We start from the raw sequence: 14,754 nt of genomic DNA, 5'->3' as shown, positions 1-14,754 counted from the left end.
CAAGGCACGGTTGTGAGCGCCGTCTCCGTTGTGGTTCGTCCGGTGGGTGGGGTGAAGGTCGTCCTGCGGTCACCTCGTCCGGCGCTGGCCGGTGCAGGGGAACCTTCCTGTCACTCCCGGGCCGAGTTCAGCGCAGGCGGGACCAGGCGTAGGTGGTCATGGCGTCGCGGAGGTAGGAGGCCATGCCCTTGGGCTTGCGCCGTTCGATGCGGTGCCGGAACTTCGGCTGGTTGACGTACATCTCGGCCAGCCGCAGGTAGGAGGCGCGGTCGGGCGTCCAGAAGTGGCCGAGCCACTGGTAGTGCTCGTGAACGATCTGCTGGGTTCGGGGATCGTTGCTGGGCACGCCGGTGGCGAACAGCTCGGCGACGGCGGAGCTGATGCGCTGCCAGTCCTCGCCGATCTTGCGGGCCACGGCTTGCTTCTGCGCCGGGCTGAGGTTCCCGGCGCCTGCGGGGGTGAGGTTTCCGATCAGCGCGGTGCCGTCCTCGACGGCCTCGGTCTGTTCGAGAGCTGCGCTCCCGGACAGGTTGTTCGGCTGCACGGCATCCCCCTTGTTTCGATCACGCGCGCACAGCGCCTTCTGCCACGACCAACGGGCAGTGATGCATCAAGACTCTTTCGAGCGAAATGCGTCAACTGCCCGTGGCACAGTAGCGGAGACGAATGGCTGCGGTGCGTGATCTACCGGATCCGCGACCACTCTGTGATTGCGCTGCGGAATCTTCCGGGGGAGGGGACTTCACTCCGGCCGATCTTCGTCCGGTTCTTCCTTCGGGGCGGTTTCGCGCGGTGCGAGGAACACCACGCCCCGGTCCAGATCCAATGGACCACCCGGGTCGTGGTCACGGGACACGCCGTCCTGGTCGCCCTCGTGCTTGAGCTTGCGACCGGGGAACATCTCACCGATTGCGGCCATGACCCCACCGTAACCGCGACCTGCGGTGATGCACAGCGTTGAGCGAAAGGTTCCCATGCTCGCGGCCGCGCGGACGGCGCCGAAACGTCGGTGCCCGCCTCGTGTGGGACGAGACAGGCACCGATCGGTCACCGGTTCAGCACTGCGACTTGTAGAAGTACTGGGCCTGCTGGTCCAGGTTGTCGCGCGTGATGGAGATCATCTCGGTCTTCGTCTCCCGCTCCACGGGCTGGCCCTTGGTCGCCGCGATGGCGCGCTTGACGCCCTCCTGGCCGATCTTGCCCGGGTTCTGGGCGATGAGGGCCTGCACCCGACCGTTGCGCAGGTCGTCGACCTGCTTCGGGCTCGCGTCGAAGCCCACCAGCTGCACCTGACCGGACTTGCCCGCGTTGGACAGCGCCGTGCCCGCCCCCTCACCGGTGTTGAGGTTCGTGCCGAACACGCCCACCAGGTCGGGGTTGGCCGCCAGCGTCGAGGACACGATCTGCGCGGCCGTGGCCGGCTCGTTCTCGGTGTACTGGGTGGGCAGCAGCTTCAGGTTCGGGTGCTTGGCGATCTCCTCCTCGAAGCCCTTGGCGCGCTCGTCCGTCGTCGAGGTGCCCGCCTTGGTGTTGAGCGCCAGCACCGAGCCCGGCTTGCCGCCCAGCAGTTGCGCCAGGGTCTGCGCCGCCAGCTGCCCACCGGCGTAGTTGTCCGACGACAGCGACGTGACCGCGATGGAGCGGTCCTCCAGCGCGGTGTCGACCTCCACGACTTGGATGCCGTTGCCCTTCGCCTGCTGCAGCGGCGCGGCCAGGGCCTTGTCGTCGGTCGGCGCGATGATCACCGAACCCGGCTTGCCGGCGACGATGCCGCCGAGGATCTGCGACTGCTCCGCTTGCTCGAACTTCTCCGGAGCCTGCACGTTGAGCTGATAACCCTGCGCGGCGGCTTCCTGCTGCGCCGCGCATTCGATGGAGACGTAGAACGGCTCACCGCGCTGACCGGTGATCAGCGCAAGGTTCTTGTTGTTCGGGTCGGTCTGCCCGCCAGTGCCCCCGATCTGCCCGGAACCGCAGCCGGCCAGCAGCAGCGCCGCGGCGCCTAACGCCAACAGACCCTTGTGCGTTCTCATCGAAACAACCTCCACACGACTCTGTGTTGAAAAAGGCTTGGGTTTCAAAGGGTTCGGTTCAACGGTTGTTGCGGGCTCGACGCCGGCGCTGGTCCAGGTAGACCGCGACGACCAGGACCGCCCCGACGGCGATCGGCTGCCAGAACGGGCGAACACCGGCCATCACGAACCCGGCGTCGAGCACCGCCGGGATGAAAACGCCGATGACACTGCCCAGAATCGTCCCGATACCGCCGAACAGGCTGGTGCCACCCAGCACCACGGCGGCGATCGAGTTGAGGTTGTCGTTGCTGTGACCGCTGATCGTGGTCGTGCCGAAGTAGGCCAGCGACATGAAACCGGCCAGCCCGGCCAGCACGCCGGTGAGCGTGTAGACGGCGATGAGGTGGCGGGTGACCTTGATGCCACTGCGTCGCGCGGCTTCCGCGTTCGAGCCGATCGCGTAGGTGTAGCGGCCGAAAGCGGTGGTGTGCAGCAGCCACATCGCCAACAGCGTGATGATCGCGGCCAGGATCACCAGGTTCGGCACCACGCCGAAGGACGTTCCCGTGCCCATCGTGGTGCGCAGGGTGGAGGGAACCGTGCGCACGTCGATGCCGTTGGTCAGCAGCTGCGCAGCACCCAGCGCCGCACCGAACGAGCCGAGCGTGACGATCAGCGCGGGCACTCGCGCCACCGCGACCAGCAGCCCGTTGAGCAGACCCCACGCCGCGCCGCCGATCAGCGCCGCCACCAGGCCGATCGCGATGACGCCCCAGCCCGCGCCGGTGGCGTCGCCGCCGCTGAGCGCCTCCATGGTCATGGCCGAGACGACCCCGGCGAACACCAGCACCGAACCGACCGACAGGTCGATGCCCGAGGTGATGATCACGAAGGTCATGCCCACCGCGAGCATCAACAGGGGCGCGGCCTGCACCAGCAGGTTCTGCACGTTGAACAGGGTCAGGAACGCGTCCGGGCGCAGTGCGCTGAACAGGGCGCAAAGCACCACCAGCACCAGACCGGTCCACACCGTGTTGGAACCGGCCAACCGGGAACGCAGGCTCACGGCGGGCTCGTCGGGGGTTTGCTGCACCAACTTCTCGGCGGAGGTCTCCTGCGAAGTGGACATCAGCTCGCGTCCTCCTGAGACAGCGCCCCGGTCATCGCACCGACCAGGTCTTCCAGCTTGGCTTCGGCGGCGTTGAACCGGGCGACCCGGCTGCCTAAGCGCAGCACTTCGACGCGGTCGGCGACCGAGAGAACCTCGGGCATGTTGTGGCTGATCAGAACGACCGCCATGCCGGTGTCGCGAACCCGGCGGACGACGTCGAGGACGCGTTCGCGCTGCACCACGCCCAGCGCGGCGGTCGGCTCGTCGAGGAACACCAGCCGGCTCGCCCACGCCACCGACCGAGCCACCGCGACGCTCTGGCGCTGTCCGCCCGAGAGCGCCCCGATCGGCACGGACAGGTCGGGAAGCGAAACGCCGAACTTGGCGAACTGCTCGGTGGCTTCGGCGCGCATCTTGGCCTTGTCCAGCATTCCGAGCTTCCCGAGCAGGCCCGGCCGCCGGATCTCGCGCCCCAGGAACAGGTTCGCGGCCGGGTCCAGATCGGGGGCCACGGCGAGGTCTTGGTAGGCGGTTTCGATGCCGTGACCGCGCGCGGCGGTCGGCGAGTCCAGCGACGCGGTCTTGCCGTCGACCAGGATCTGGCCGGAATCCGGCTGCTCCACCCCGGAGAGGCACTTCACCAGGGTCGACTTGCCCGCACCGTTGTCGCCGATGAGCGCGACCACCTCGCCCGGATGCACGGTGAAGTAGGCGCCTCGCAGCGCTTCGACGCTGCCATAGCGCTTGACGAGATCACGTGCTTCGAGAAGTGGTTCGGTCATGCGCGGCTCCCAGCTGATGGTGGTCTGCACAGCACGGTGGTGAGGTCGCCTTCCAAGCGGGTCTGCCCGGCGGCGTGCGGCACGACGGCGGTGGCTCCGCGCCGCAGCGGTAGGGGGGAACCGTTCGCGCAGTGCAGTTCTCCGCTGCCGTCGAGAACGATCAGCACTCCGAAGGACGGGTCGAGTTCCGCCGAGCCGTGCAGGCGGTCGGCGCGGAAGAAAGGTGCCGCGTCCTCGGCGAGGAGAGGAACGCGTCCTTCACCCAGTTCGCCGGTGCGCTTGATCAGCGACGCGAGGAGGGCGTCGTCGAAACCGGAGTGGTTGACCGTCTCCAGGGCGGTGGCGGTCTCCAGGCCGAGGAACGCGCCTTCGGCGTCGGTCAGGAACCCCTGCCACTCCAAGGTGATCGAGAAGTCGGTGGGCTGCTGCAGTTCGACGATGAACACCCCGGCGCCGATGGCGTGCGGAGTTCCGGCGGGCACGTGCACGGTGTCGCCGGGCTTGACCGGGATCTCGTTGAGCGAGCCCAGCATCGCCGAGGAGTCCTGGGTGCGCACCCACTCGGCCACCGTCTCCGGCGTCACGTCATCCCGGAAACCCAGGTACACGACGGGATTCGCGCCATTGGTGCCCACCACGATCCACGCCTCGGTCTTGCCGAACCGAGAACCCAGGTGCTGCTTGGCGAACACGTCGTCGGGGTGGCAGTGCACCGGCAGGCGCTGCCCGGCGTCGAGCAGCTTCACCAGCAGTGCGGTGCTCTCGCCGTACGCCGACACGTGATCGGCGCCCAGCCAGGACTGGGGGTCGGCGCTGGCCACGTCGCGCAGCAGCCGGCCGTCGGGCAGCCGGGACAGCCCGGACTCGTCCTGCCCGAACCGGGTGGTGGTGGAGGCGACCCAGTCTTCGGGGCCGAACTCGCGGTCATCTCCGCCGCCGCGCAGCGCGGCGATCGACGCTCCACCTCGGTAGAACTGCCGGGGTTGGTTCGCCGGCAGCACCGTTGCTCGCGCGGATGAAGAACTGTGGACGGAACTCAACGAACTACCTCTCCAGATCCTCGGACCAGCAGCCTGGTCGGGACGACGACGCGGCCGGGCGGCGACGTGTCGCCGTCCAGCCGCGCGAACAGCAACTCGGCCGCGGATTTGCCCAACGCCCATGTGTCGTGGGTGACCACGGTGATCGGTGGATCCAGCAGGTCGGCGAGTTCGAAGTCGTCGAAGCCGACCAGTGCTGGACGAGCGGGTCGCCCCGCGAGCGCGCGCAGCGCGTGAATGGTGATCCGGTTGTTGCCGGTGACCAGGGCGGTGGCCTCGCGCAGCGGGCCCGACAGGGTCTCGGCGACGGACTCGTCGGTGTGCGGGCCCATCACGACCAGGTCGGATGGGAACGGCACTCCGGCTTGCGCGCATCCCTCGCGGAACCCGCGCAGTCGTTCGGCGGCGGTGTGGATCTCGGGGGCGTCACCGAGGAAGCCGATGCGGCGGTGGCCGTGCTCGGCGAGGTGCCGGGCGGCCTGGGCGGTTCCCCCTGCGTTGTCGATGAGCACCGAGTCGGCGACGAGGTTGCCGGGCGGGCGGTCGACGAAGACCACCGGCGTGCCCGCGTTGATCTCGTGCGCGATGTAGCCGTGCTGGTGACCTGCGGGAACGACGATCAGCCCGTCGACGCGGCGCGCGCAGAACCCCAGCACCAGCTCTCGCTCGCGCGTCGGGTCCTCGTCGGAGGACCCGGTGAGCACCTGCTTGCCCTGCACACGGGCGATTTCCTCCACGGCTCGGGTCAGCACCGAGTAGAAGGGGTTGGCCAGGTCTTCCAGGACCAGCCCGAGGGTGCCGGTTCCGGTGCCGCGGCGCAGGTTCCGGGCGCTGACGTTGCGGCGGAAGCCGAGCTGGTCGATCGCTGAGAGCACCCGTTGCGCGGTTGTCGGGTGGACGCCGGGCTCGGCGTTGACGACGCGGGAGACCGTTTTGATGCTCACGTCGGCCAGCCGCGCGACGTCGGTCATGGTGGCGCGGCGGACGTTCCTCGAGTCAGACAACGTTGTCATGGCGGAGTGGATTGGACCTCACGTTCGAGCGCTTTGTCAATGCCGTGCTTCCACTTCTGCTGCGCTCGGTCGCCCGCCTTGCACCACCCGGACCAACATCGGCAAGGGGGCGGATTTGTGGCCTTCAGACGCGGGGTGGTGACAGAAAGGTTCCCTTCCTCGCGGCTCAGGGCCTCGCCGAGGGGCGGGTCAAGGATTCGGACGGTCGCAACCGGTGCGCTGATCGGTGGTCGCCGGTGACCAAAACCGACAGGAACGGCGCCGCGCATTGACCTCGAACGCAGCGGGCCGCGACCGTGGGCTCGCGTGGCTTGACAAGGTTGTCCAGGTGCGGAGAAGACGATGCTTCCAGGCATGTCCAGAAGGTCCGTGTTGCGCGCGTTGGGCGTGGTCGCCGCGGCAGGCGGGATGTTCGCGACCGCGTCGGTGCCGGGGTCGGCGCGGCGGGATTGGAAACCGGCCGCCGACGCCGTTCGTGGGGAGTACCTGTGGGCGTGGCGCCAGTACGTCGAACGCGCCCTCGGTGCCGACCACATCAAGCCCATCTCGGGTGGCAGGGAAGATTTCTTCGTCGAAGGTCATTCGGTCGGGCTGAGCCTCGTCGAAGCGGTGGACACGCTGTGGCTGATGGAGGCGGACGCCGAAGTCGCCCAGGCCGTGCAGTGGATCGTCGACGACCTGGACTTCGACATCGACGCTCCCTTCCAGGTCTTCGAGACCAACATCCGCATGGTCGGAGGCCTCGCCGCCGCCTACCACTGCACGGGTGATCAGCGGCTGCTCGAACGGGCCAAGGACGTCGCCGACCGGCTGCTGCCGGCCTTCACCCGATCCCCGACCGGACTGCCCTACCGGTACGTGAACCTGGCGACCGGGCAGGTCAGCGACCCCGAGACCAACATCGTCGAGATCGGCACCTACATCGCCGAATTCGGCGTGCTCTCGCAGTGGACCGGTGACAACCGCTATTACGACCTGGCGAAACGAGCGATGCGCGTCGCCTACGACAAGCGCACCGAACTCGGCCTGTTGCCGCACGACATCAACGCCGAGACCGGTCGATGGCGGAACCGCCAGGCGACGGTCGGGCCGCCCGGGGACTCCTACTACGAGTACCTCTGGGACGGGTACCGGCTCTTCGGCGACCCCGAGCTCAAGCAGTGGTACGACACGCTCACCGACGCGATCCTGTCGAAGCAGGCTGAACGGCATGACGGGCTGCTGTGGTTCCCGCAGGTGGACGCCTTCACCGGCGAGGTTCTCAGCCGGGAGCAGAGCGTCCTCGCCGGCTTCTACGCCGGACTGCTCGCCGAGTCCGGCCACGTCGCTGAAGGACGCGCCTACCACGACGCTTTCAACGCGGTGCAGGACCGGTTCGGCGTGATCCCGACCTTCGTGGACTACTCGACGATGACCGCCACCCGCGTCGACAACGCCTTGCGGCCGGAGTTCGCCGACTCCGCGCTGATGCTGTGGCTGGCCACCGGCGACGAGGTGTTCCGCGAACGCGCCCACACCCACTTCGAGAACATGGTGGCCACGTCGAAGACGACCTTCGGTTTCGCGTCCCTGACCGACGTCACCGCCACTCCACCGTCCCAAGAGGACACTTGCCCGGGCTACTGGTGGTCGGAGCAGATGAAGTACTACTGGCTGCTGTTCTCCGACACCCCTCGCCTGGACTACCGGGACAACTACTTGAGCACCGAGGCGAACCTGCTGCGCGGGGCGCGGCGCTGAGGTGAGGATGGGAACCTTCCTGCCGCCGGTGGTGCGAGAAAGGTTCCCATCCTCGCTCCGCCACACCGATACCCTGGGGCCATGGCTGATCATGTGCAGGTGGTGACCACCACCGACTCCGAGGAGTCCGCCGCAGAACTCGCGAGGGGCGTCGTGGAAGCTCGGCTGGGGGCGTGCGTGCAGGTCGTGCCGATACGCAGCTTCTACGTGTGGGATGGCGCGGCGCAGGACGATCCGGAGTGGCAGCTGCAGATCAAGACCTCCAGCGGCCGGCTGGAGGCCCTGATCGGGCATCTGAAGGCCCATCACGGCTACGACGTGCCGGAGATCATCGTGACGCCGATCGTCAGCGGGAACCCCGACTACCTGACCTGGGTCGACGAGCAGACGACTCCGGCGTCTTCGTGACGCGCGCCACCGGGCACACTCGCTAGAGGTGCCGTGCAATCGGAAGTGGGGTCGACGTGCCGCGTAGCTATGGCGGGTGGTTCCGGCTGGTCGCGATCGCTGAAGCGTTCTCCTGGGCGGGACTGCTGGTGGCGATGGCGTTCAAGTACGGGCTCGGGATGCCGCTGGGCGTGACCATCATGGGTTCGGTCCACGGGGCCATGTTCACCGCCTACGTGGTGACCACCCTGTTCGTGTTCAGCCCGCTGCGCTGGGGCTTCTGGCCGTTGGCGTTCGCGTTGGTGGCGTCGGTGCCGCCGCTGGCCACGGTGTGGTTCGAGCGTTGGGCCAACCGCCGCGGGATGCTCACCGTGCCCGAGTCCGACGCCCCGACATTCTGGGGTCGCGTGCGCTACGTGCTCAAGGAGCTGAACTAGAAGTCGCCCGCCGCGTGGCGGACCTTGCCGAGCAGTTCGGTGAGCTGCTGGGTCTGGCGTTCGGTGATGCCGCCCAGGCCGAAGTCGATCTCGGTGACCGCATCGGTCGCCTTCTGCATCAGGTTCCGGCCCTCTTCGGTGATCTCCACCAGGGTGGTGCGCCGGTCGGTGGGGTGCGGCACGCGCCGGACCAGGCCGTCCTGTTCGAGCCTGTCGACGATGTTGGTCACGCTGGTGGGGTGCAGCTGAAGCCGGTCGCCCATGACGCGCATCGGCAGGCTGCCGCGCTTGGAGAACGTGAGCAGCACGAGGGCTTCGTAGCGGGCGAAGGTCAGGTTGTGCGCGCGCAGGGCGTTGTCGACGGCGGACTGCAGGATCTGCTGCACGCGCATCACGCTTGTCACCGCGGCCATCGTCGTGGACGGGCCGATCCGCTCTGCCCAGGTCTCGGCCGCGCGCGCGATGGGGTCGAAGGGCAGTGGACCACGGGAGCTCATAGCGTCCGACGCTAGCAGCGAGAGCGAGCACGTCTGAGGGCTGTGCTGCTACTACTGGTTCCGGGACTCATGTGACGTGGACGAACCGATGGGAGCAGACGTGCTGGTGGCCTTCAGTGTTGCCCCGAGCGGGGCTGGTGAGAGCGACAGTGTCAGCGAGGCGGTGGCCGCTGCGGTGAAGGTGGTCCGGGAATCCGGTCTGCCGCACGAGACGACCTCGATGTTCACCACGATCGAGGGCGAGTGGGACGAGGTCATGGACGTGGTCAAGCGCGCCACCGAGGTGGTTTCGGCGCACTCGCCGCGGACCAGTCTGGTGCTCAAGGCGGACATCCGTCCGGGGCACTCCGGGCAGCTGCGGTCCAAGGTCGAGCGGGTGGAGCAACATCTTCGGGAACAGTAGGTGAACGCGAAACGGGGATGGTGTCCTCATCGACACCATCCCCGTTGATCACGTCAGGCTCGACTGACGTCAGCCCTTCGGGTGGTCGACGACCGGGGCGTTGACGCACTCGGCGGTCTGCGGCGACAGAATCGGGACGGCCGCGCCGATGGCAGCACCGACGTTGTTGCCGCAGGCCTGCACCGGCACGGCGCTGACGTTGTTGTCGTCCAGCAGGTTGACGCCGTCGTTGTCGGCGGTGTCCGCGAACGCGGTGCTGCCCAGGGTCACGATGCTGAGGGCGGCGACGCCGGCGGCACCGGCAACACGGGTTGCAATACGCACTTTTTCGAACCTCTCGTTGAACTACTGGCCGAAGGTCCCCCACGAGAGACCCCGCAGCCCGCGAGATGACCACAGTCCCTCGCAGGCTCTGTGTCCTCTTCGGCGATCACCACCGGAGGACATGAGGGTTTGACCGCCTACGCCACCTGATCGAGTGGCTTCGTTCACCGATTCGAATTGATCTCTGGAGCTTGGGCGTGTCGGGATGAGCGAATTCGGTGACCACTTCGCCGCCTGTACGTGACCTTGGGGCGGGTGGTGCGAGGAAGGTTCCCTTCATCGCCCGCCCACGCGCCACGCCGCTGGTCGGCCGTGTCAGGATGGGACTGTGACGAGGCCGGATCCACGCCAGAACGCAGCAGCGATGTCCGCCGCGATGGCGGGCGCAGTCGACCTGTCGGCACTCAAGAGCCGTGCCGAGGCCGCAGCCAATTCCGCAGCGCAGCCGCCCAGCGGTGGCGGCGACGGTGCGGCCGGGCAAGCGCACCCGGCGATCATCGAGGTCACCGAGGCCGATTTCCAGGCCGAGGTCGTCGAGCGGTCCATGCAGGTACCGGTCGTCGTCGATCTGTGGGCCACCTGGTGCGAGCCGTGCAAGCAGCTCTCCCCGGCGCTGGAGAAGCTCGCCCGCGAAGGCAACGGCGCTTGGGTGCTGGCGAAGATCGACGTCGACGCGAACCCGCGGATCGCGCAGCTGTTCCAGGTGCAGTCGGTGCCGATGGTGATCGCGGTGGCCGGTGGGCAGCCGGTCGACGGCTTCGCCGGTGCGCAGCCAGAGCCGCAGCTCCGGGAGTGGATCAGCTCCCTGCTCAACGCCCTGCGCGACCAGCTGCCCGGAATCCGGGCGGCCGAGGAGGGTGCTTCCGAGGTCGAGCCCGAAGAGGAGCCCGAGGACCCGCGGTTCACCGCCGCCGAGGACGCCTTGGAGCAGGGCGACTTCGCCGCCGCCGAGGCCGCCTACCAGCAGATCCTCGACAGCGAGCCGAACAACGAGCAGGCCAAGGCCGCCCTCATGCAGGTGCGCTTCATGGCCCGCGCCGAGCAGGCTGACCCGTCGGCGATCGAGCGCGCCGACGCCGCCCCGGACGACCTCGATGCCCAGATCGCGGCCGCTGACGCGGAGGTCGCGTTCGGCAAGGTCGACGAAGGCTTCACCCGCCTGATCCAGGCGGTCAAGCGCACTTCCGGCGACGATCGCAACCGGGTTCGCACGCACCTGGTCGAGATGTTCGAGATCTTCCCCGAGGGTGACGAGCGGGTCGCCAAGGCCCGCCGCAACCTGGCCAGCGCGCTGTTCTGATCTTTCCCACCACGATCGCCCTCTCCGCCGCCCACCGGTGGGGAGGGCGACCGTGTTTCGTGAGCGAAAGGTTCCCCTGCTCCACGCTCCGGGCCCGGCTCGACCGGTCAGGCAGGGGTCACGAGCCGCTCGCGCAGGGTCGCCGGGCCTTCGTCGCCGAGCCCTGACGTCCGCAGGTAGTCGGCGAAGTCGCGGCCGTTGACGACCTCGTCGAGGAGCCCGCGTTCGGTGGCGTCGTGCCGGGCGAGGAACTCCCGGATCTTCGGGGTGTCGTCGCCCAGACCGGCCGCCGCGCACAGCTCCGCGCGGCGCTGGTGGCTGATCGCGTAGTCCTCGGCGATGTCCTGCGCGCTCACCCCGAGAGAGGCCAGCAGGACCAGGGTGATCAGCCCGGTGCGGTCCCGGCCGCCGCCGCAGTGCACCAGCACGCCACCGAGTTCGGCGTGGACCACCGCTCCAACGACCTCAGCCACGAGTAGCGGGTACCGGTCCAGGAACGGCTCGTAGTACAGGGGAGTGCACGAGAAGGCCCCTTCCCACCGGTCCCAGAACTCGGTGTCGGACGAGTCGTCCAGCGCGATCCGAACGGTGGTCAGGCCGGCCGGGCGCGGTGCGCGGTCGGTCTCGTCCTCGTCCAGGCCGGTCAGGTCGATGATCGTGCGCACGCCGTGCTGCCACAGATCTTCCCAGCCCGCTTCCGTCAACGCGGCGGGGTGCTCGGCGCGCACCACCGCTCCCCAGCGGATCCGCCCGCCCTCGGCGGGCAGGCCTCCCAGATCACGAGCGTTGAGAAGACCGTTGAAGTCCAGAACCCGTCGTCCGCTCATGCTTCAGGGGACGTGCGGACCCACCGCGGGGTTGAGGCGAAGGGCTCAGCTGTCGTACTTGGTGGTGCAGGGCGCCAGACCTTCTTGCACGCCGACGCGGAACGCCTCCACCCTGGCGAAACCGACCGGGACCTGGTCGCCGTTGGCGTTCGCCGCGATCAGGCTCTCCTCGCCGAGCAACGCGGACACGCCCTCGTCGATGTCGTCGGGCACGATCCGCAGCTTGCCCACGGGATTGCGCTGCCCGATCGGGTCTTCCACCAGCAGCCCGCTCCACGCACCGACCATGCACGCGGTCCGCAGCCCAGCGGCCTCGTCGTCGAGGGAGTAACCCGCGGCCTTCTGCACCGACAGCGCGTATCGGGAAGCGATCTGCGCGTAGGCGGCGAAATCGCCGTAGCCCGCGGATTGGCTCGCCTTGCTCGGCGGTGTGGCGATCTCGCGCAGCTCCGGAACGTTCAGCGAGATCGTGTTGGTCTCGGTGCAGAACGAAGCGGGCGAGGTCGGCTGCCGACCGGAGCAGGTCCTGGGCTCGGCGATGATCCTCGGCGGCTCGGCGCCGGTGTCCCGGAACACCGAGTGCAGGCTCTCCTCCACAGCCTTCAGGCTCTTGTCGTCGATGGGGAGCTCGGTCTCCTGCTGGGTGGGCTTCCAGTTCTGGAACAGCGTCGTGCGCTTCTTGACCTCGTCGTTGGTCATCTCCGCGCAGCGCTGGGGACCGTCGCTGAAGCCGAACTGGAAGGCGCTGACCCGGTCGAAGGCCGTGCCGTGCGCGTTGCTGCCGGTGAAGTCGGAGGTTCCCGGGGAGTCGCGGATGAAGTTGAGCACGCCCATGACCTCGTTGAGGCCCGAACCCGTGGAAACCTGGAAGTACTGCGAAGACCCCTCGGCGACGTGCCGGAAGTAGGCGCCGGTGAAGCAGTCGGCCTGCTGTTCGAGCACGATCACGGGATCGTTCTGCGCGACGGTGCCCGCCCGGTGCTGCACGGCGTGCCCCATCTCGTGGGCCAGCACGGTCACGACCGCCAGCGGCCCGAAGCTGTTGTTGAGCTCCGGCAGCAGCGTCCCGCGGTCCCAGGCGACGAGGTCCTCGGACGGGCAGTAGAAGGCGTTGACCATGCCCGCCGTGTTCTGCTTGCACAGCTGGCCGCCCGGAGCCCCCGAGTCGTAGGAGATCAGCCGCTTGACGGGCTCGAACTTCTTGCCGTCGAACGCCTGCGGGAAGGCTTCCGCCCAGTAGGCGTCGACGTCGGCGACGGCGTTGCGGGCGAGCTTGTCCATCTCGCCGTTGTCGGTGCCCTCAACCGGAAGCGGAGCCTGCGGAGCGCCGTCCTTCGGCCCGCTCGGGCCGTCGGCGGCGGGAAGCCCCGCCACGCTGGTGGTGGAATAGCCCCCCAACGTCGTGGGAACGCCGCTGATGACCTGTGCGCATCCGCTGACCAGGGACGCGCAGGCGATTACCGAGACCACGGCGCCGAGGATCCGTCCTCGCCGCCGGTTTGCCGTCGCCACCACTACACGCGCCCCATCTCGCTGCCGGTACCGAACTCGTTCGCCGTGGGCCGGTCGCGCGGCCCGGTCTTCGCGCAGCAGCCTATCGGGTGACCGATCTTCGTCACGGCCGATCTGGTCGGAGGCCGCTCGCGGGTGACAGGAAGGTTCCCATGCTCACTTCACGCACCCACCCCAGCCGGAGCGGACCCCGTCGTCGAAGGCCGCGATCCGATCGAAACCGCTCAGCGGTGGGCCGTCGCCGCCGCGGGACACCGCCTCGGATTCGAGGACGACCTGCACCGCCTCGTCCAGGTCGCCCGGTGACAGGCGCGGCTGCGCCGCGGTGAACGCGCCGGTCAGGCAGACGATGTTGGCGCCGCTCGCTCGGTGGCCGAGTTCGGTCAGGGCCGCCAGGGCGTAGCGGGAGGCCAGCAGCGTGGTGACCGCCTGGTCACCGATGTCGTCGTGGGTGCGGCGCAGCGCCGCCGGATCGGCGGTGACCGTCGGGGGTGACGGGCAGAAACCGACCGGCCCGCCGGCACCGGCGCAGCCGGTGGCACGCGCCGGAGGGACCCACCGCCCGCCCAGGTCTGCGACCGCGGTCCCGAAGTGCTCGGCGATCGGGGCCGTGTCCAGGACCGATTCCAAGGGAGCGCTCGGGTCGTCCTCGACCGGCTCGGCGACGTCGCTCTCGGTCACCTGGGTGCAACCGCGGGGGCCTCCGGTGAAGCCGTGCTGGAAGGCCGTCACCCGGTCGAAGGCGGTGCCGTGGCCGGAGGTGCCGATCGGATCGCGGAAGACGGTGATGGCGCGCAGGGCGTCGTCGAGCCGGCCCGGGTCGGTGCGCAGGTGCGGGGCGCGACCGTCGGAGACCCATCGCAGGAAGGATCCGGCGTAGCAGTCGGCCATCGATTCCAGCCGCAGCGGTTCTCCCTCGGCGAGCCCGGCTCGCTGCTGCACCGCGTGCCCGATCTCGTGGGCCAGCACCACCGCCACCGCGGTGTCCCCGTAGTGCTCGCGCAGCACCGGCAGCAGCGCGGCGCGGTCCCAGGCGATGGCGTCCACGGATTGGCAGTAGTACGCGTTGCCCTCGACCTCCCGCGGCTCGGAGGCGCAGGGCGGGGCGGTGCCGGTGCCGCCGGTGTCGACCGAGAAGAACCCTCCGTCGAGGTCCCTCCAGGGTGAGCCGAAGGTGTCGGGGTAGGCGTGCGCCCAGTAGCGCTGAACGTCGGTCACGACGGTGGCCGCCAAGCGGTCTGTCTCTCCGCGGTCCGTGCCGTGCACGAACGCCGGATCGACCGTGGGTTCCGACACATTCGGCGGTGGTTCGACGGGCGTCGTGCAGGCGCTGACGATCAGCCAGATGGTCATCGCGACAAGTCCG

At 68.7% G+C, this 14,754-nt stretch carries 17 protein-coding genes; 5 read left to right on the top strand and 12 right to left on the bottom strand.

The genetic code is table 11. The features are described 5' to 3' along the window. Positions 1–127 precede the first annotated feature (127 nt). The 7 genes from AB0J91_RS04060 to AB0J91_RS04030 all read right to left on the bottom strand — a co-directional run bounded on the left by AB0J91_RS04060 (position 128) and on the right by AB0J91_RS04030 (position 5,919). Positions 128–544 carry a TipAS antibiotic-recognition domain-containing protein gene (locus tag AB0J91_RS04060; protein ID WP_363863981.1) on the bottom strand — a complete coding sequence of 139 codons (417 nt, stop codon included), beginning with the start codon at positions 542–544 and terminating at the stop codon, positions 128–130. Between the two features lie 198 nt (positions 545–742). Continuing rightward, complete coding sequence (locus tag AB0J91_RS04055) at positions 743–919, bottom strand: hypothetical protein (RefSeq protein ID WP_363863979.1); 177 nt, start codon at positions 917–919, stop codon at positions 743–745. 136 nt (positions 920–1,055) lie between these two features. Beyond that, complete coding sequence (locus AB0J91_RS04050; protein ID WP_363863977.1) at positions 1,056–2,033, bottom strand: ABC transporter substrate-binding protein; 978 nt, start codon at positions 2,031–2,033, stop codon at positions 1,056–1,058. 58 nt (positions 2,034–2,091) lie between these two features. Further along, positions 2,092–3,144, bottom strand: a complete 1,053-nt coding sequence (locus tag AB0J91_RS04045; protein ID WP_363863975.1) for an ABC transporter permease — start codon at positions 3,142–3,144, stop codon at positions 2,092–2,094. Further along, positions 3,144–3,908: an ATP-binding cassette domain-containing protein gene (locus AB0J91_RS04040; protein ID WP_363863973.1), complete on the bottom strand. Its 765-nt coding sequence runs from the start codon at positions 3,906–3,908 to the stop codon at positions 3,144–3,146. Before AB0J91_RS04040 ends, AB0J91_RS04045 begins: the two co-directional genes overlap by 1 nt. Next, a complete protein-coding gene (locus tag AB0J91_RS04035; RefSeq protein ID WP_363863971.1) occupies positions 3,905–4,909 on the bottom strand; it encodes a class I mannose-6-phosphate isomerase in 1,005 nt (334 codons plus the stop codon). Before AB0J91_RS04035 ends, AB0J91_RS04040 begins: the two co-directional genes overlap by 4 nt. Positions 4,910–4,944: 35 nt before the next feature. Then, the gene (locus AB0J91_RS04030) at positions 4,945–5,919 is read right to left on the bottom strand and encodes a LacI family DNA-binding transcriptional regulator (protein WP_363864119.1); all 975 of its coding nucleotides are present in this window, start codon (positions 5,917–5,919) and stop codon (positions 4,945–4,947) included. Positions 5,920–6,315: 396 nt separating this feature from the next. Here AB0J91_RS04030 and AB0J91_RS04025 point away from each other — a divergent pair, with 396 nt between their 5' ends. From AB0J91_RS04025 to AB0J91_RS04015, 3 genes are all read left to right on the top strand, one after another. Next, positions 6,316–7,701, top strand: coding sequence for a glycoside hydrolase family 47 protein (locus tag AB0J91_RS04025; RefSeq protein WP_363863969.1), 1,386 nt, complete (start codon positions 6,316–6,318; stop codon positions 7,699–7,701). 81 nt (positions 7,702–7,782) lie between these two features. After that, positions 7,783–8,109: a divalent-cation tolerance protein CutA gene (gene cutA / locus AB0J91_RS04020; RefSeq protein WP_363863967.1), complete on the top strand. Its 327-nt coding sequence runs from the start codon at positions 7,783–7,785 to the stop codon at positions 8,107–8,109. A gap of 56 nt (positions 8,110–8,165) precedes the next feature. Continuing rightward, the gene (locus AB0J91_RS04015) at positions 8,166–8,525 is read left to right on the top strand and encodes a DUF3817 domain-containing protein (RefSeq protein WP_363863965.1); all 360 of its coding nucleotides are present in this window, start codon (positions 8,166–8,168) and stop codon (positions 8,523–8,525) included. Here AB0J91_RS04015 and AB0J91_RS04010 read toward each other — a convergent pair. Then, a complete protein-coding gene (locus AB0J91_RS04010) occupies positions 8,522–9,022 on the bottom strand; it encodes a MarR family transcriptional regulator (RefSeq protein WP_132672322.1) in 501 nt (166 codons plus the stop codon). The two genes, AB0J91_RS04015 and AB0J91_RS04010, sit on opposite strands and share 4 nt — an antisense overlap. 100 nt (positions 9,023–9,122) lie before the next feature. Between AB0J91_RS04010 and AB0J91_RS04005 the strand changes: the two genes are divergently transcribed. After that, entirely contained in the window at positions 9,123–9,425 is a 303-nt protein-coding gene (locus AB0J91_RS04005) for an MTH1187 family thiamine-binding protein (RefSeq protein ID WP_363794175.1), read from the top strand. Positions 9,426–9,494: 69 nt separating this feature from the next. Here AB0J91_RS04005 and AB0J91_RS04000 read toward each other — a convergent pair whose 3' ends face one another. Next, entirely contained in the window at positions 9,495–9,749 is a 255-nt protein-coding gene (locus AB0J91_RS04000; RefSeq protein WP_363794135.1) for a hypothetical protein, read from the bottom strand. A gap of 364 nt (positions 9,750–10,113) precedes the next feature. Here AB0J91_RS04000 and AB0J91_RS03995 point away from each other — a divergent pair, with 364 nt between their 5' ends. After that, entirely contained in the window at positions 10,114–11,049 is a 936-nt protein-coding gene (locus AB0J91_RS03995) for a tetratricopeptide repeat protein (protein WP_363863963.1), read from the top strand. Between the two features lie 107 nt (positions 11,050–11,156). Here AB0J91_RS03995 and AB0J91_RS03990 read toward each other — a convergent pair whose 3' ends face one another. The 3 genes from AB0J91_RS03990 to AB0J91_RS03980 form a co-directional block, all read right to left on the bottom strand. Further along, positions 11,157–11,876 carry a tyrosine-protein phosphatase gene (locus AB0J91_RS03990; protein WP_363863961.1) on the bottom strand — a complete coding sequence of 240 codons (720 nt, stop codon included), beginning with the start codon at positions 11,874–11,876 and terminating at the stop codon, positions 11,157–11,159. Positions 11,877–11,921: 45 nt separating this feature from the next. Then, positions 11,922–13,346, bottom strand: a complete 1,425-nt coding sequence (locus tag AB0J91_RS03985) for a neutral zinc metallopeptidase (protein ID WP_363863959.1) — start codon at positions 13,344–13,346, stop codon at positions 11,922–11,924. A gap of 198 nt (positions 13,347–13,544) precedes the next feature. After that, positions 13,545–14,741: a peptidase gene (locus AB0J91_RS03980; RefSeq protein WP_363863957.1), complete on the bottom strand. Its 1,197-nt coding sequence runs from the start codon at positions 14,739–14,741 to the stop codon at positions 13,545–13,547. Positions 14,742–14,754 lie beyond the last annotated feature (13 nt).

This window comes from Saccharopolyspora sp. NPDC049357 (assembly GCF_040677225.1).
Classification (GTDB): domain Bacteria; phylum Actinomycetota; class Actinomycetes; order Mycobacteriales; family Pseudonocardiaceae; genus Saccharopolyspora.
Note: the sequence above shows the minus strand (reverse complement) of the source record. Positions and strands in the feature narration are given on the sequence as shown.